Source organism: Streptomyces coerulescens (genome assembly GCF_042657965.1).
GTDB lineage: Bacteria > Actinomycetota > Actinomycetes > Streptomycetales > Streptomycetaceae > Streptomyces > Streptomyces coerulescens.
In genome coordinates this window covers 215480-233671 of the sequence record NZ_JBHSKM010000044.1, presented here as the reverse complement: position 1 = coordinate 233671, position 18192 = coordinate 215480, and the positions used below count along the sequence as shown (strand labels likewise).

At 68.9% G+C, this 18192-nt stretch carries 7 protein-coding genes; all 7 read left to right on the top strand.

What is annotated here, in order from left to right; translation table 11 throughout:
* Positions 1–87 precede the first annotated feature (87 nt).
* On the top strand, positions 88–429 hold the full coding sequence (locus tag ACFPQ9_RS38470; protein ID WP_380863762.1) for a WXG100 family type VII secretion target: 342 nt from the start codon (positions 88–90) through the stop codon (positions 427–429).
* A 71-nt stretch (positions 430–500) separates the two neighbouring features.
* Positions 501–788, top strand: coding sequence for a hypothetical protein (locus tag ACFPQ9_RS38465; protein ID WP_380863759.1), 288 nt, complete (start codon positions 501–503; stop codon positions 786–788).
* Between the two features lie 3 nt (positions 789–791).
* Positions 792–1424, top strand: a complete 633-nt coding sequence (locus ACFPQ9_RS38460; RefSeq protein ID WP_380863757.1) for a hypothetical protein — start codon at positions 792–794, stop codon at positions 1422–1424.
* A 27-nt stretch (positions 1425–1451) separates the two neighbouring features.
* Positions 1452–3932: a WXG100 family type VII secretion target gene (locus ACFPQ9_RS38455; RefSeq protein WP_380863755.1), complete on the top strand. Its 2481-nt coding sequence runs from the start codon at positions 1452–1454 to the stop codon at positions 3930–3932.
* A 36-nt stretch (positions 3933–3968) separates the two neighbouring features.
* Positions 3969–4403, top strand: coding sequence for a YbaB/EbfC family nucleoid-associated protein (locus tag ACFPQ9_RS38450; RefSeq protein WP_380863752.1), 435 nt, complete (start codon positions 3969–3971; stop codon positions 4401–4403).
* A gap of 58 nt (positions 4404–4461) precedes the next feature.
* Entirely contained in the window at positions 4462–4761 is a 300-nt protein-coding gene (locus ACFPQ9_RS38445; protein WP_380863749.1) for a hypothetical protein, read from the top strand.
* Between the two features lie 50 nt (positions 4762–4811).
* A complete protein-coding gene (locus ACFPQ9_RS38440) occupies positions 4812–18182 on the top strand; it encodes a WXG100-like domain-containing protein (RefSeq protein WP_380863747.1) in 13371 nt (4456 codons plus the stop codon).
* Positions 18183–18192: the final 10 nt, after the last annotated feature.

Below are 18192 nucleotides of genomic sequence, written 5' to 3'. Positions count from 1 at the left end.
CGGGCAGCGCGCCCACGACTCGCTTCCCGACCGGTGACGAACGGACAAACATGGCGGTCAACGCGACCGGAGACGAAAGGAGCGGCAATGCCCGCCAACGGAAACAACGTAGTGGATGTCGAAGGGATGAGGGCCGCCCAGCCCTACTTCGAGGAGGCGGTGAGCGATGTCGGTAATGCCCACGCCAGCATGGAGGGACAAATCCAAACCCTGATAGCGAACTGGACGGGGGAGTCCCGCGACATCTACGTCAGGGCCATGAACGATTGGCTGACGGACTGCGCACTGATCAGGAGCAAGCTGGAGGTCATACTCGAGAAACTCCGGGAGAACACCGGTATCAACTCCAATACACACGAGGCCACCCTGGACGCCGCCATAAAAATCGACCAGACCATGGCCCAGCCGGGAATCCTGCCGGGTTTCTGAACCGTCATCCGGCTCGAACCTCCCCTGCGTCATATCGACAGCTCACACGGCGAACAAGAAGGAGCCACGACATGCCGACATTCAGCTTCAACAACCAACTGGAACACGTCATCGGTGAGATGGGCATGCTCACCCAGAAACTCAATGAGACATTGAGGGTCCTGGACGACGGCAGCAGGATGCGCCTGAATGAGTGGGCTGACGAAGTCCGGGAGCCTTACGACAGGGTAAAACTCGAATGGGACCAGGCGGCCACCCGAATGACCAATAACGTCCTGACTGCGCAGGGCAGCCTGACCGTGATCACTGAGGCATACCACGCGGGCCAGAACTACGGTCGCCAGCTCTGGGATCTCTGACCGATGGGGTACGGGAGCCAGGACAACAACACCCCGTCCACCACTGTCGACCAGAATTCCCACCCCGCCGGCAGTTCGTCCGGCACCGGTTCCCCGGCCTGGACCGGCAACCCCGACATCGGCGAGGGACACGGAACTGCCGGCAACGACAGTCCGGTCGATCTCCCGCCGGTGCCCGTCAACGGTGTCGGCGTCTCGAACGGAACAACGGTCAGCACGGAGCCGATGGACATGTTCGCCGCCAACATCGAGCGATTGATCCAGCCCGTGCGAGCCGCTTCCGAGGCGCTCAGCCCCATCAATATCGCCCCGGGCGCCTTTTACCACGCCAATCTCATGGAAAACAACATCAACGGCCCCAACGCCGACTCCGGGCTCAAGCAGAAGCTCATAGAAGTCCTGGACGCGCTGGAAAGGGGTCTTCACGATGTCAGTACGGGTGTACGGGAGCTGAGCTCGATGTTCCAGACGCAGCACGAGGCCAACAACATGACGGCCAGAGACCTTCAGGACGCCGTGTCCAGTGCCGCCAATGATTTCAACGCCATGATGGAGGCACAGGGCGGCGAGGGGAACGTCAGCGTCGGCGGCAATACGGCGAACACGGCGAACACGGCCACCACGACAGCCGCCTGACCGGAGCGGACCGTCTGGAGAGTACAAGTGCCTGATTACAACGGCGGCGGTTTCCGCCAGGGCGGCGACGGTACCGTCTTCGGCCACTCCGAGGGCGAAAGCCCGGGCAGTACGAGTGACTACCTCATCTGGGACTGGAAACAGATCAAAGCGGCGATCTTCGGCATGTCCTCCGGGGTGGCATCGAGCGCCAACCTGTCCCACGCCGGCGGTGTCTCCGACCCGCAGACGCTCCAGGACGCGGCCAACGCCTTCTACCGGGTCCAGCAGACCCTGGAGGCCGTCGCGAAGAGCCTCGCCGAACAGGCCAGGGCGCTCGCAGGGGAGGACGGACCGTGGAGGGGTCCCGCAGCGGACTCATTCCTCGACATGATGACCAACTTCTCCCGGCAGGTGCAGGCGAACGTCGATGTGCTGTCCGGCGGTTCGACCGGCAGACACTCGGTCCCTCAGCAACTGGCAAACAACGCGGTCAATCTGACCAACGCCAGGGCGACGATCGCCGAGATCGACAGCTGGTACGCCAATCAGGCCCGGAACATGGGGGTCAGGGCGATGTCCAACGGCCTCATCCCCATCAGCCTTCGGCCGGAGCTGGTGGCGATGATGACCGAGGACATGCGAAAGGTGCTTGTCAGCCTGGCGGATCACTACCAGGTCACGATCAATGCGATCGAGTCGCCGACCCCTGTGGTGTCGCCCCTCGATGGGCCGGGCGGCCCGACCGCGGACGATCGGACCGGGAACCAGGGGGGTGGGAACGACCTCGGTGACCTCGGCAACCTGGGTGGTGGCAACGACCTCGGTGACCTCGGCGACCTTGGCAACCTGGGCGGTGGCAACGACCTCGGTGGGGGCTTGGGTGAGGGCAGTGGCCTCGGTGACTTGGGTGGCTTGGGTGGTGGTAGCGGCCTCGGTGACCTGGGCTCGGGGAACCTGTCGGACCTCTCCGGCTTTCCGGACACCGGCATCGGCGCCGGTCTGGACGGCGCCGGTCTGGACGGCGCCGGCCTCGACGCTTTCCCGGGCGATACGGATGTCGGCGCCGGCGGTCTCGGTGCCGGCGGCCTTGGCGGCGTCGGCCCGTCTTTGCTGTCCCCGACAGGCTTCGGCGGCCGCACCGACACCGGCGGCCTCGGCTCCCTCAGCCAAGGCGTGTCGACGTCCGACCCCGCCACCTGGGGTGACAACATCCCGGCCGCCGGTTTCCCGGGCGACACCAGCCTCGGCGACGGGCTCGGAAGCGGTCTGGGCAACGGTCTGGGCAGCGGGCTCGGAAGCGGTCTGGGCAACGGTCTGGGCAGCGGACTCGGAAGCGGCCTGGGCGATGCTCTGTCCACCGAGTCCGGCCTGCCCTCGGGCCTGGCAGGAGGCGGCATGCCGTATCTGCCGGGCATGGGCGGCATGGGGTCGCCGGGTGGGGCCGGCCTGACGGCGGAACCGACGGACGCCTCCGGGCTGTTGGACTCCAGCGCCGCACCGTGGGACGGGGAATCGGCTCTCGGCGGCGACGATGTGGGTTCTCCGGCCGGTGCCGAGTCCGGCGGTGCGGGCCTGGCCGGCCTCGGCATGCCGTATCTGCCCGGCATGGGTGGTATGGGGCCGGCGAGCGGCGCCGGGAACGCCACCGACGAACGCACCGAAGCCTCCGGGCTGCTCGACCCGAGCGCCGAGCCCTGGGCCGCGGACGATGCCGCGGACGACGAGGTCGGTTCGACGGCCGGCGCGGCGCCCGGCGAGGCGGGGCTCGGTCTGACCGGGGTGCCGTACATGCCCGGACAGGTCGGCACGGGCGCCGCCGCGGGCGCCAGGGACGCGGGCGAACGAACGGAGGCGTGCGCACTGCTGGAGCCGACCGCCGAGCCCTGGTCCGGCGAGGCGCAACAGTCCGGCACCGATCAGGTGTCGGCGACCAGCGCGGCGCCGGACGAGGCGGTGCTGACCGGGCCCGTCATCGGGTCCGACGGGCTGCCCGTCCCGATGGCACCCGTTGCGCCGCACGCCGCTGTCCCGGCACCCGATGCCCGGCGCGGGGAGCGATCCGCGGCTGCGGCCCCGCCGTCGGCCGGAGCGGAGGAGGGCACCGGCCCGCTGCCGGACGATCACGTCGCCGTACTCCCGGTGCCCGACGCAGACGACGGGGAGGAGGACATCTCCACATGGGAGACCGGCGCGGGCGCCTTCGTACCGCTGCTGTGGGCACTGCCCGACGAGCACGGGCGCCGGGCCGGGGAGACGGGCGACGACGAGGACGAGGACGAACAGCGGTCCACCTGGCAGCCCGCCCACTCGGGCACCGGTACTGCGGGCGTCGGGAGCACCGTCGTCCCGGAGCTGCTGGGCTGTGGAGACGGCGAACCGGAGGAGCTCGAGGAGCCGGAAGAGGGTGAGCAGGAGGAGACCGCGGAGGCGGCGGAGGAGGATCCGGCCGGCCGTATCGCGAACCTGCTGGTCCAGGACGAGAGCGCCTGGGGAACCGTGCCGAGCCAGTCCGGCCCGGCGTACTGAGGCCGATGAACCGCCAGGAAAAGGAAGGGAGTCCGCATGTCCGCCACCCCCTACGACCAGCAGATAGAAGACTTGCTGAAGCTGTACCGCACGCAGCGCGAGGAAGCCGCCGAGACCCGGCGCCGGATCAACGAAACGACCGCGACCGCCACCGCCCCCCGCCAGGCGGTCAAGGTCACTGTCAGCGCCCAGGGCGAGGTCACGGCCGTCGAGTTCCCGACCGCCGCCTACCGAAGGATGGCGGCGAAGGAGTTCGCCGACGTCCTGCTCACGACCATCCAGCAGGCCAGGGCACAGGCGTTTGAGGAAGCCGGCGCGGTGGTGTCGGCCCAGCTGCCGCCCGGGGTGGCGGTGGCAGACCTGCTTCAGGGGCGGCTCGATCCGGATGCAATCCTGCCCGTCGACCCGGAGATGCCGGATCACGTGCGGGACTACCTCGACCACGGTTTCCGGGCGGGCTCCCATGGCTGACGGCGACTTTTTCGTTGACACGGACGGTCTGCAGCAGACCGCGCCATACGTCCGGGAAATGGCGGCGAAGATCCGGTCCGTCGGCACCGCGCTCGAAGGGCGGCTCAGCGGACTGGGCCCGTGCTGGGGCGACGACGAGAACGGCAGGCAGTTCCTCGAGCAGTACGCCGATCCCAGCCGCCGGCTGATCCGGGGCATCGCCGTCACCGGCGAAGTGCTGGACAGCACGGTCGACGGCATCCAGACCATGGCCGAAGGTTTCCAGCGCACCGAGGACCAGAACGTCGAGGCCGCGCACAGCATCACCACCGCCGCCGAGCCCTCGAACACCGGGACGACCCGGCCCTCCCGCCACTGACGAGCGGCGCTGCGGAAGGGAAACGACAGGACGGACACGAACGGCACCGCATGAGCATCGAGATGCCCCCCGAACTCGGCTGGGTCGCCTACCTGGCGGTCGGCGAGTCCTGGCCCAAGGGTGACGAGGACAAGCTGCGCGACCTGGGCGCGGCTTGGAATGAGGCCGCCCGCGAGCTCAGGGGCATCAGCGAGCAGATCGGCTCGTCCGCCGGGGGTGTCCTGGCGAGCGTGGGCGGTCAGGTCGCCGAGGAGTTCCGCGGCTTCGTCTCGCAGTTGGAGAGCAGTCTCCCGCACCTGGCAGAGTCCGCCGGGCAACTGGGGACGCTCGGTAGCAACACCGCCCTGCAGATCGAGTACGCCAAGTACATGACCCTTCTGCAACTCGTCCTGCTCGCGGCGCAGATCGCTCACTGGGCCTTCTTCGCGCCCGAGGTCATTCCCGCCCTCGTCACGTCGGCGCGCGTCGCGATCCAGATGATCCTCCGGCAGCTGCTCATCGCGATCGCGATCGGCGTCGGTGCGAACGTCGGACTGGATGTCGCCGTTCAGACCCTCCAGATCCTGATGGGGGACCGCACCGAGTGGAGCTGGGAGAACACCGGTTCGGCAGCCGCGTCGGGCGCGATCGGCGGCGCCGTCGGCGGCGTCTTCTTCGGCGGCGCAAGCGTGCTGGTCCCGAATGTCGCCAACAACCTGGGGGGCAAGCTCGTCCTCGGGGGCGCCACCGGGATCGTCACGGCCGGGATCACGCTGGCTGCCTTCGGTGGTGAGCAGGCCTACGGCGCCGCCGTCACGGCAGGGGCCCTGGGCGCCTTCGAAGGAGGCGGCAGGCGGCGGTTCGGCCAGGGCGGGACGACACAGGTGGACCCGATCCACGTGGACCTGCCGGACACGCCCGAGTTCGACGTGTCCGATGTGACCCCCGGCGAAGGGCTGCCCCCGCCGACCGCATTGACCGCCGAACCCCCGCCCGGGGACCAACAGGTGAGCCAGGACGAGTCGGGCGGCACGGGCGACAGCCGTGCCATCGGTACGGGTGGGACTCCAGCCGCTCACGAGGCCACCGACAGCACCCCGGCCACCGTCGACTCGGGGCACAGCAGCGGCCTGCCGGGCTTCACGACCACTCTCACCGATACCTCCCGCCAGAGTGCGGGCCAGGCTTCGGGGACCTCCGGCAGGGCCTTCATGACGTCCGGTTCCTCGACCGAGACCGGCGCGACGACCACCGACCGGACGGGCGGGACATCATCGTCCCCATCACCGTCCGCATCGCGTGTACAGACGAGCACGGGTGCGAGTCCGGGCGCGAACTCCAGTCCGGGCGCGCATGCGAGTCCCTCGGGTTCGGGTGCCGCCCACCCGGTGTCGACGGAGACGAACGCCCGTCCGCCCGCCGTCGGCGCGCAGACGGCTCCGTCCGCGATGACCCTCCAGGCCCCTGGTCGCGAAGGCGGCACCGTGTCGGCGAACGCGGGGCCGACGACCGGCGGCCCGACCGCAACCGCGAATCGCACGACCGGTTCTGGCGGATTCCCATCCGACTCCGCCAGTGCGCTCGGCCGGCCGTCCACCGAGACGTCCGCTTCGCCGGCTCCCGTCCGGAGCGGTGCCACCGAGCCCCCGCGTACTGAGTCGGCCACGCCGACGCCGTCCCGGCCGGTGACCGCGACGGGTCCCGGGCCAGGAGGTGCAGAGAGCCCTTCCACCAGCGCCCGTCCCCACCCCGGCAGCGGCGCCCAGACGGCTCCGACTGCGGCGAACTCCCAGGCCCCTGTCCGCACCGCGTCGGCGAGCGAACCGTCGGCGTCCGGCGGTTCGACCGCGTCCGTGAACCGCCAGGCCTCTTCCGGCGGTTCCAGTTCCGGCGCAGCAGCCCTGACCGGTCCGCCGTCCACCGAGACGTCCGGTTCGCCGACCCCCGTCCGGACTGCTGCCACGGAGCCCCCGCCCACTGAGCCGGCCACGCCGACCGCTCACGACACGGCGGAGACGACATCCTCCGCCGCGCCGCCCAAGCGGCTGGACGAGGCCCTGGCCGAACACACCCAGGCGCGCCGCGACCTCCAGCGGCTGGAGGCCGGCGGGTCCCAGGTGGGCAAGTCCGTCGAGGCCCGCACGAAGGCGCGGGCCGAGATGGATGCGGCCGAGCTGCGGGTCAAGGAGTCCGCCACCGCGCTGGACGACGCCCTGGACCGCGACGTCACCACCGGCCACCTGTCCCAGCGCGAACTGAACCAGTACGTCGACCAGTTCGCAGGCTCCGGCGACATCGAACGGGCCCGGACGCTGCAGAACCACGCTCGGAAGCTGGACGCCGACGCCCGCGGACTGCTCAATGGTCCAGACCGTCCGGACCAGGTCATCTGGACGGGCAAGGAGATCGAGAACCGGTCACTCGCACTGCAACGCCGCGCCCAGCAACTCGAGGACCTGGCGAAGACGGGGGAGAAGACCCCGGCGGACCTCCGCAGCCTGGCGGGCGACCTCACCCGGTCCGCCGACGAGCTCAACGCGGCCCTGCAGGGCTTCGTCACAGACGCCGCCCAGTACGGCGGCACGTACACGCTGCGCAATCAGCACACCCCGGTCGCCGCCGTCGCCCGGCAACTGGCCGAACGGGTCGACCAGGCCGCCCAGGTGGCGGAACCCGGCACTCCCATCGTGCTCAGGGGCTTCAGGGGCATTGAGGAGTCCGTGGCCGATGTTCGCCGACTCGCCGGTCTCGTACGGCGCTATCGCACCGACAAGGCGTTCGCCGAGGTGCCCACCGGACAGCAGTGGAAGGCGGCCCTCCCCGGCGAGGAGGGCCAGTGGAAAGCCGCATTCGCGGATTTCGACAAGATGTCGCGGGCCGAGCAGATCACCTTCGTACGCAAGCTGTCCGAGGAGAACATCAAGGATCTGCGCAACGAGGTCCGCACGCTCCTGGACGGCATGTCCCGCGCGGAACAAGAGGCGTTCGAAGCCCTGCGGGACCGGCTGGCGGATCTGCCGTACCGCATCAAGCACGCGACCCCCGCCTACCACGCCATCGCCAACAGCGGCGTGATGTCCTCCCAGGGCGACCTGGAGCGCCGGGGAGTGAAGTTCCTCGCCTCCGGCAAGAGCTCGGTGAAGAACACCTCGAACCTGGGCAACGACGACTTCGTCTTCTTCCGTATGGAGGTCGGTGACCAGGCGATGGCCTCCCGCTATGGCCCCACCACGCTGATCTTCGACGCCAAGGTGCTGGAGGAGCAGGGGGGTTGGGTCTCGCTGCACGACCAGCTGCACCCGCTGGACCGCCAGACGATGCGGCGGCTGGACTTCAACGACAAGACGGTGCGCAGCGCCACGTACGACGAAGGGTTCGACGAGGTGGGCAAGCGTGCCCGCTGGACGTACGAGTACGCCGACGGCAGCGTCCGGAAAGTCTCCTTCGAGCAGGAGGTCTTCCACGGCGAGCATGTCCGGGAGGCACTCGCCCTGTCGGTGATGCGCGAAGTCGCCCGGATCGGCGGCGACTTCAAGACCGACGTCTTCAGGCTCGCCGGCGACCTCGACAACCCTCAGGCACTGGGCTCGATCGTCTCCAAGCTCTACCGCCCCGAAGCGAAGTTCGGCTCCGGGCTGCCCATCAGTCCGGTCGGGAGCAAGGTCGGTACCGGGTGGCCGATGCCGGTCAAGGTCGTCAACGAGCACGGCGACGGGCGATACCGGCCCGACGGCACGGTCGACCCGGTTGCACGGGCCGCGGGCAAGCAGTTCGACGAGGCGTCCGACCGGGTGCGCCAGGCGGACAACGCCATCGCCGCCGGGCAGAACAAGTCCGTCGGCTATCACCTCAGGAAGGCACAGCTGCACGCGCAGCAGTCGGTCGACCTGACGCTGGAGTTCCACGCCTCCGCGAGAGGCGACCGCAAGGAGCTGGAGCCGGCGCAGGCCCTGCTCGACGAGCGCAGGAAACTTCTGGGCGACATCACAACGCGGCTGCGCGCTCCGAAGCCGGAGCCCAGGCCCGCCGCGACCGATACGGCGGGGTCCGGTACCCCGGCGGCGCAGGGCACCACCGCTTCCCCAGTGGAAGCCCCGACGCAGAAGCTGCCGCCACACTTGGAGGCCAAGCTGCAGCGAACGCTGCCGAAGGCCACCCCCAACATGCTGCAGATGGTCCGGGTGCTTGCCAACTCCGGCGGGTTCCGCGAGCTTGCCAACTCCAAGGACGGCAGCCAGACACAAAGGGCCGTCGGGCTCGGCCGGAACGCCTTCGACAAGGCGTACAAGGCCCTGAAGAGCGCGAACCTGGTGCAGGGGGAAGACGACGGCCTCCGCCTCACCGACACGGGCTACGAACTCCTGCTGCCCCAGCAGGCCAAGCCCGAGACGACACCGCCTGTCACGGCGACCGTGACCGAGGGCCACATGGACCCGGGACATCGTGAACAGTCGTTCGCACAAGCCCAGGTGAGCCCTTCCGGTCAGCCGAAGATTCCCTGGGCCGCCCCAGGGGGGCGCTCGAAGCGGACCCGGGAGGAGGCCGACTTCGAGCGGGGCGAGAGCCCGCCGCAGCAGCAGCAGCGCGTCGAAAAGGGGCAGCAGGCGACCAGGGCCACGCGCAGCGGAAAGGCCGGTTTGTCGAGGAGTAAGGGAACGGCGGAGGAGGTCGGAAATCCCACCCTCGAGTTCAAATCCACTTACGTTGGCCCCAAACAGCAGGAACTCGGTAAAGCGCAGGAAATTGGCTTCCGGCAGACGGCGACGCTGCGGCGGGCGGACGGGATGACGACGTCCGCGGCGGACGCGTACGATTTCTGGCAGGAAGTCACCGACGAGAACATTCAGGTCCTGGCGGCGGCGAACTACGTTCCCAAGAAGAGCAAGAGGAGATGGCAAGTAGACGGCCCCTTCAAACCGAACTACAACAACGAAAACATCGACATCTCTCCCGGGAGTATCTCCTTCAAGGACTGGCCCGGATTCTCGGGCACCGCGAAGCTGACCAAGGGCTACTGGCTCAGCTCTTACGAGGTTAAGTTCCGCTGGAAGGTCCGCCTCAAGCAGGGCGGCAGGTTCAATGCGAACAGCGGGCCGTTCTGGACCAGTGAGGAAATGGTCCACCGGGTGGAGTCGGAGTTTGATCCCGAGAACCCGGCTGATCCGGCGCGGATCACCGTCACAACGACAGGAAACCGCACGTGGAAGGTTGAGCTGCCCGGGCATACATCCTTCGCAGGCCCGTCGCGGCACTCCACGGACACAGGCCAGGGCCGTGAAGACGGCCGGGAGGGAACGGAGACCGCGAGCACGGTGAGCCGGATGGTCCGGGAGATCGGAGGGGCGGAGCCGAAGACCCCCTGGGCCGCCCCAGAGGGGCGCCTGAACCCGATACCGGAGTCCGTCACCGAGAGCGAGACGAGCACCGCAGAGCAGGAGTCCTCGGCCGACCAGGTGAACGAGCCGTCCCTGGCCGATCAGCCGGTGACCGCTGAGGTTCGCGAGCTGTCGGAGGGGGAAAAGCGCAGACTCGAGATCGCCGTCGAGCGACACGAGGTCGACGCCGAGACCATCGGCTACCTGTTCTATGGCGCGGACAAGACGGCGGAGGTCACCAACTGGATTGGCGAGCACAGACCCTGGGTGAACGACCGGGTTCTCGGGCAGTGGGTGGTCGGCCAAAATATGTCGTTCAAGCCCGGCACCCTGGTCGCGCTGAACAAGCTCACCACGTCGGGGGCTGCGCTGCAGGGCGATTCGCTGCTCTACCTCGGCGCGAACTCGGACGTCGAGCACCCGCTGTTCACCACGTCCGCTCGCAGGATGGTGTTCGTCGGCGTGGATACTCGCAATCTGAACGCCGAGACACGCAGCGCTCACCTCGAAACCGTGGTCAGTGTGATGCGGGACAACCTCGGCTCCTATGTGATGGATGGCTACACCATCACGACGACCGAGATTGTGCCGGGCAGGGTGACCAGGCTGACTGTCGACGGCACCGACGGGCGGAGCATGCTCTCCATCGACTACCACGCGGAGACGTATGACGAGTTCTGCGAAGCCCATCCCGAAGCACAGTTCGACCTGGTGATGGACAAGGACTCGTGGCTCGACACCTGGGCACATGAGAGCGACCGGGCAATCGCCCCTGTGATCGGCGGGCTTCTGAAGGACGGCGGCACCTGGATCAGCGGACTCAAGCTGGACGACCGTAGCCGCGGCCCTTTCACCGACCTGTCCGTCAGCGGCCTCGCCCATTACCCGTGGAGCGGTTACGAGGACCTGTACCTGCGCCAGAAGGACGGCACCTACACCGGCCCGGAACCGGAGAGCGAGGCGGACAAGCACATCAACTCGACGTTCGGTGAGCTCATGAAGGCTTCGCAGTACCACTTCCTGGACATGGGCGGACCGTTCGGCGAGCAGCAGTACAGGAATCTGGTGGAAGAATGGGACGTCCTGAAATACCGCGAGCCGTTCGATGAACCGGACACCGCGGCGCCGTTGCTCCCGGGACTGGCGAGCAAGCTCGCCGACAAGATCGCCGCCTTCGGGCAGCAGGACGGTGACTTCAGCGCAGGCCGCATCCTGAACGACCTGACCCGGATCGTGCAGGATGATCCGCAGACCGTGTCATTCACTGACGCCGACGGGTCCAGCGCACAGTCCGCGAAGCCCGCGGCCCAGGGCATGGAGGAGAACGACGCCTCCAACGGCTCGATAACCGCCGGTGATCCGGGCGCCGGCGGACCGGCACGGGGCGCCGATGACCTGGCCACCACCGGCGACGCGTCCCGCTCGGAACCGGTCGTCCGCGACCGGTCACATCCGCTCCCTGGGCAGGACCGTGGCACCGGCAGATCGCCCGAAGCCACCGCGAACCGCGCGGTGACCCGGCAGCTCGTCGCGGCCGACGGCCGACCCGGGCTGGACGTGCTGCAGGTGGCCGGCGACGGTGACTGCTTCTTCACCTCGCTGCTGGCGAGCGCCGCTCGTGAGCGTCCGGAGTCCGACGTCTCGTTCATGACGGTCGGTCAGCTCAGGGCTCACGCGGCGGACTGGTTCGCCGGATCCGGCCTGCGGGACGAGCAGCCCATGCGGATGGATCCGCTGGAGGTCCTCCTGGGAGACCTGGACACCGCAACGCTGCGTCAGGTTCTGGGCGTGCCGCTGCCATCGGGCTCGCAGCACGGCGATCACCTGCGCACCCGGCTGTCCGAGAAGTTGCGCGGCGACGGTGTCGCAGCGCGGTGGTGGTGGCAGCGACTCCTGGAGACCGCCTACCCGCGCTGGGCGCGGACGGCCCCGCCCCTGTCCGAGTTCATCGGGGCCACGACGACCGCCGACCTCGTCGAGCGGGCGATCCGCGACGTACGGATGTGGGGAACCCCGTTCTTCGACCGGGCACTGCCCGCGGTCGCCCGGAGCATCGGCCTGGACGTGGTGGTGGTCCAGGACGGTGCCCGGGACCAGCACTTGGCCGAGGGCGCCCCCGGCCCGGTGTACGTCCACTACAACGGCACCGATCACTACTCCGCCGTCGCAGTCACCGCGGCGCCGGATACCCCCGCCCACTCCGAGCCTTCACCAGGTCCGCCGCCCCCGGCAAAGGCGCTCCCGGCGAAGGACGCCTCGGGGTTCCCGCAGACCGTCGGCGGTCACCCCTGGTACGTGGACCACGGCGCGCTCGGCGACACCGAGGTCGGGCATGTGCCGGAGTGGACGGAGCGCCGTGCGGCGGCATGGGCCAAGATTGTCGCCTCGCACATCGAGGATCCGGCCATCCATGACGCGGTGATCCCGGCCCTGACGAAGATCCTCCTCTCCACGAACCCCGACGACTGGAAGGACGTGCTGGCCAAGGGCCAGATGCTGGTCGTCGGCAAGCGGCTGGTCTGGCTGAAGCCGGTGCTGACCGGTGTACGACCGCACGTCCGGAGCGCGGCACCGGCCACAGACGCCGGTACCGCATCCGGCTCGGACACAGGAACCGACACCGGCTCCGCGGTCCCGGAGAAGGGCATCGCATCCGCCAAGGTTCCCGCACCGCCCGGCTGGACTCCGGAAGGCGACCGTGAAAACCGTGTGGGCACCCAGTCCACGACCCGTACGGGGTCGAAGACCACCACCTCCACCGTGTCCGTCGTTGCGCAGACCGCCGTCCAGCTGAGCGTGGCACAAGCGAGCGCCGTGACGTATCTCCCGCAGGTCACCATGACCGCCTCGGACACCCAGAGCCGGAGCGCGGAGCGCACGGTCAAGACCGTGCATCGCACACATCCGGAGTGGAAGGATTTCTCGGCGGCCGACGCCGCCCTCCGGTTCCGCGTGTTCGTGGACGGCGAGGAACTGAAGAACGCGGCAGTCGTAGAGCGCCGGCTCGGCGTCGTCTTTCCGCCCGCGCTGTCGGCCGGCAGCGCGCACGTGGGCGCGCTGCCGGACGGTACGGGCAGGGGGCAGGAGGCCGACGGCGAGAAGCAGCGGCCCGTACGTAACCCGCAGTACCTCAACGCCATCGACACCGTCCCGTTGATCAAGGACCTGCACAAGAGGCTGCTGGCCGGCGATCTGCCCGCCGTGACGGTGCGGGACGTGATGACCCAGCTGGAGCCGTGGCTGGACGAGAACCACCTGCGCCGGCACAGCCGCTGGGTGCTGACCAACGGGCTGACGACCGGGCCGATCGAGGCACCGATCCCGGGCAGATACAAGCCGTTCAGGGCCTCCTTCGTCATCAAGGCCGGAATCGAAGGCCTGCAGTTCCTGGGGCTCTCCGAACCGGGTCCCAGCCGCGGCCTGCAAGGAATCGCCACCAACAACACCGCTGCAAAAGACGGAAGTTCGGGCACTGCCCTCTCCCTGGGCACCTTGATGAGCGGACTGTCGCACAGCGGCAGGGGAGCCGCGGTGACGGGCCGCTTCCCCGACGTCGGCATCACAGGGACCTCCACACGCAGCGCCGGGTACTCGCTGTCCTCCACCACCACCCGCCACACCGAGTTCAAGTCCGGTGAGCCGCAAATCACCTACGCGGCCGGGCTCGGCATGTCGGTGTCGATCACCTCGCCCACCCACCCGCGCATCGGCGAGGTGAGCTCCACGGCCAGGTCGGAGCTGGGCACCATGTGGCGTGGCCGCGAGGAGGCCGCCGACTTCGAGCAGCGGGTGCTGGGCAAGGTGCACACACCGGAGTTCCTCCCGATGTCGAACCCTGACGCGCAGGCCGCACGCCCACGGCTGCTGCCCGGGCCGGTGGAGACCCATCCCCATGTCAGGGCGCTGCTGCGTGAGTCGGGCACCCCTCTGGTACAGAACGAACAGCGGCCGCCCTCATCGGCCAAGGAGCCGCCGTCGCCGCACTCGAAGGAGCCGCTCGCGCTGGCGTCCCGCAAGGGCAGCGGCTTCGCGATCACACTCGCCCTGCCGGGGGCCGAGCTGGTCCAGGACCACTTCCTCGCCGCGCTCAAGCAGGACGTCACCCGACACGGTGACAAGGTCGAGGACTGGACCACAGTGGAGAAGGAGCTGGCGACCGTCTTCAGCCGGCCTGCCCTGGAGCAGCATCTGGGACGGGTGATGGGCGGCATCCGGCGGACCGTCTGGGCCGGGAACCAGCCCTACCGGCTGTCCGTCCGCGGCCACTTGGGGGAACGGCTGCCGGGCGACATGAGCACCACGATGGAGATGGAGTCGGTCGTCGGCGCCGGCGGCGGTGTTCTCGGTCACCGGGGCAACCGCTGGGGCATACGCGGCAACCTCGGCTTCGGTCTGCGGGCCAGGATCGGCAGATGGTTCTCCCTGCATCTCGGCGGAGTCGGCGTGTCCGCCGAGTACACCCGGGGCAAGGACATCTCGTTCGTGGGCGGTAACAAGTGGAGCCGCCGGAGCAAGCCGAAGGCGGGCACCGACGAGCATCTCTACAACATCACCTACGAGCTGAAGCTCACTGCTCTGGAAGCACACGGAGACTGGAAGGAGGTGCTGCGCAAGCCGCAACGGCGGAAAGCCGTCCCGGAGCCCCGCGGCGAGGGGCGGAATGTGCTGCGCAAGCCGCGACCGAGGAAGACGAAGACCTGGTGGCTGGACAGGCCGCAGGAGATGGTGGCGCAGGTCGTCGTACCGCATGCGTTCGTCCCCCGGACGCCGGTCACCACCGAGCAGACCACCCGGGTCGGCACCGCGAAGCAGACGCGCACATGGCCGGCCGGCCCCCACCTCGACTTCGGAAAGGGCGGCACCGCGGGCGTCGTCCCCGCCTTCCTGCCGATGCCCGAACTGACCACCATGGCCGCCGAGTTGTATGCGGAACTCAACGGCCTGCCGAAGGAATGGGCGGAGGACCCCGAGCTGTGGCCGGACGAGATCCACGATCTCAAGGACCCGGCCCTACTGGAGTCGGCCTTCAACGCCATGGTCGGCCGGTTCGGGCACGAGGGCGAACTGCCCAACCGCATGCACTGGAAGCAGGGCTTCCGGCTGCGGCTGCGGTCGTACGAGCCGGAAAACCTGGGCGAGACCCCGGTCGGCGTGGATGTGGTCGACACCAAGGAGGCGACCACATCCCAGGGCCTGGTCCAGGCAAGCACCAAGGAGCTCGGCGTCATCGGCACGATCGGCGGCCATGCCACCGTGACGGGCGGGAAGCACGGTCCGGGTGGGACGGACGGCCCGACAGCGGACCAGAAGTCCGCGGTAGGCGAGGCCGGCCGCAATCTGTACCTGCAGGGCCGGGGCCATCTCTCCAAGGGCTGGAGCCGCTCCGAGCGCGAGGAGCCCGGACATCTCAGCAGGAACAAGGCCATCTACAAGACCTCGCCGCACGAAGTGAAGTCGCTGCCGGTCTTCGAGTTGACCATGTGGCGGTGGAGTGGCGGCAGGGAGAAGGCGGTGAAGCGCTGCCTCAGCGTGGAGGACGGCCTCCAACTGCTCGTACCGCAACGGGTCCTGCCGGACGTGATGCCGAATACGGGGCGGGAGTCCGCTCCCGTCTCCACCGGGGCGCCTGCGGACGAGGCAGCCGCATCAGCGCCTGCTGAAGCGCGACCGACGGACGAGGCAGCCCCATCAGCGCCTGCTGAAGCGCCACCGGCGGAGGAGACGGCCGGAACCGCACTTGCTGAAGCGCGGCCCGTCCGATCTGACCGCGATTACCTCGGCTCCGCCATCGCGGCCGGCATCGGCCGGGTCGAAAGGCTGCGCGCGGACCAGGTCATGGACACGATCACCGCCCGCCTTCAGGAGCACAAGGTCCTCCGCACCCATGGTCCGGGGCTGCCGGACGACTCACCGCGCCCGGACCGGTTCCGTCGCACGCTGCACCAGCTCTTCAGCTCGGAGGCGTTGGAAAATCAGATGCCGTTGCTGATGGGCACCGGTGTGTGGGCCTGGATCCCGGTGCCCGCAACCGCGGGCACGGTGTCGTACGTCTGGGTACGGGTCCGCGCGGAGGAGCTGAAGCCGGCGCACGATCAGCGGTCGCGCTCCGACACAAAGCTCAATGTCGCGGTGGCGGCCACGAAGAACACCAGGCAGGACGTGGGCACGTCGGGCTCGCGGGGCCTGGACATCCACGGCCGGGTCGGGAGCGGCCGGGGCGCTGTCGAGGCCAACGCCGGTTACCGGAACACCAGCAGCCGAAACGTGTCCGACGCGAACTCCGAATCGGAGATCTACGACGCGGACCCGCAGGACACGCTGGAGGAGTTCAACCACGAAGTGGTCTTCAGGGTGGAGCTGGGCCGTACGAGAGAGCTGCCCCGGGTTCTGCAACTGCCGGGGACCGGGGTCTACCACGCGCTGCTGGGCATGGCGCACCAGGTCGACTCACGCGAGCGCATGGCCGAGATACTCAACACCTGGGGCCCGCTCACCTGGTTCGAGGGCGGCCACCAGGCAGAGGGCGACGCACGCATCCTCGTTCCCTCACACCTGACCGGACTCGCCGGTGACCGGCCCGTATCGCCCATCAGCCGGGAGTACGGCCAAGAGCCGCGCTGGGTCAAGCACCGGCCCGAGCCCCAACTCCCGGCCGAACTGCGCGGCCGTCTGCACCCGCTGGCCGTCCCGGCCGCGTCCGCGGTGGAGCGCTGGGCGGCCCTGGCCGCCTCGACGGCCAGGAAGGATCCCGACCTGCACGCCCCCGAGGCCTGGAAAGTGCAGGGTGTCGACTTCAGGACCACCGCGGGCCCGGCGTACGCCGATTCCACCGGTACGGGCATGGTCAAGGCCAACATCGCCGCGCTGCTGGGGCACTCGTACCAGGTGAGGGTGGACGGCCGGCCGGTCACGGTCGGCTTCCGCCTGGACGCGGCCTGGGTGGTGGGTCCGCCGCAGGGCTTCGAGTACGACGTGGCCGCGTTCTCCAAGGACGATCCGTCCACGACGTACTCCGAGAGCCGGTCGAGCGGATTCTCAGCCGGCCTCGGTGCCCGGACCGTGAGTGGTGCCGGCACCGATCCGACTATCCACCCCAGCGCCGCGCTCTCCGGGGGCGTCATACGAAGCGGCGGCTACGCGCACAAGGACGCCGACAACGACGAGAACCCGAGGACCGGCAAGGTCAAGCGCTCATATCGCTACTACATGTTCGACCTGGCGGTGGTCTTCCAGGGGCCGCAGCGCACGCTCGAAGTGAAAGCACCGCGCGGCATGTTCGGCATGTTGCCGCTCGGCAAGGACGGCAAGCTGCTGGGCGGGCTCGAGACGGCGTTGCCGCGGCTTTTCGGGCAGAACCCGGACATGGACCTGGCGGGGCCGGACGAGTCGCCGCACGACGCGACGGACGACGCGAAGTCGTCCGATCGGGAGGTGACCGAGCCCGCGCCCGCGCAGCCCGAAACCGCCTCCGCCCCACCCACAGTCTCGGCAACGGCCCTCGGGACCACGCCAGGCCCCGACACATCCGGCGTACCGACCGCGGAGCCGGGGCGGAGTACCGGCAGTGGTTCGTCGGCGCCCCCGAACACCGTTGACGCGTCGCACGCCACGCTTCCCTCCGGTGACACGTCACTGCCCCGGCAGAGCGAACGACCAGGCCCCGACTCGGTGTTCATCGGAAGCGTGTCGTTCGGTGAGGGCGAGACCGCGGCGGAACGTCCCCAGCAGGTCGCCGAAATCGACAGGATCGCCCTCGACGTAGCTCGTATGGTGATGGGGGACGGGTTGCTGCGGAGGGTGACGGTCACCGGCTACGGCAGCGGCACCATGTCGGGCCAACCGCACTTCGGACAGGCGTTGGAGGCCGGTAAGCAACGCGCGAGAGCCGTTGCCGAACGCTTCTCCGAGCAGCTCGGCAGACATTTGGCCGACCTGGGATCCATCCTCACGGCGAGTTCCTTCGACATCCGGTCGGAGAGTCGGGGACAGGACTTGCCAGAGGGAACGGACAACGCACACAACGCCCCGGAGAACCGCGGTCTGGTGCTAATCACCGTGCGCGGCTGACTGGACAACG

Coding starts and splice junctions, on each gene's coding strand:
- ACFPQ9_RS38465 (WP_380863759.1), top strand. CDS start 501: ATGCCGACATTCAGCTTCAACAACCAACTGGAACACGTCATCGGTGAG.
- ACFPQ9_RS38440 (WP_380863747.1), top strand. CDS start 4,812: ATGAGCATCGAGATGCCCCCCGAACTCGGCTGGGTCGCCTACCTGGCG.
- ACFPQ9_RS38460 (WP_380863757.1), top strand. CDS start 792: ATGGGGTACGGGAGCCAGGACAACAACACCCCGTCCACCACTGTCGAC.
- ACFPQ9_RS38445 (WP_380863749.1), top strand. CDS start 4,462: ATGGCGGCGAAGATCCGGTCCGTCGGCACCGCGCTCGAAGGGCGGCTC.
- ACFPQ9_RS38450 (WP_380863752.1), top strand. CDS start 3,969: ATGTCCGCCACCCCCTACGACCAGCAGATAGAAGACTTGCTGAAGCTG.
- ACFPQ9_RS38470 (WP_380863762.1), top strand. CDS start 88: ATGCCCGCCAACGGAAACAACGTAGTGGATGTCGAAGGGATGAGGGCC.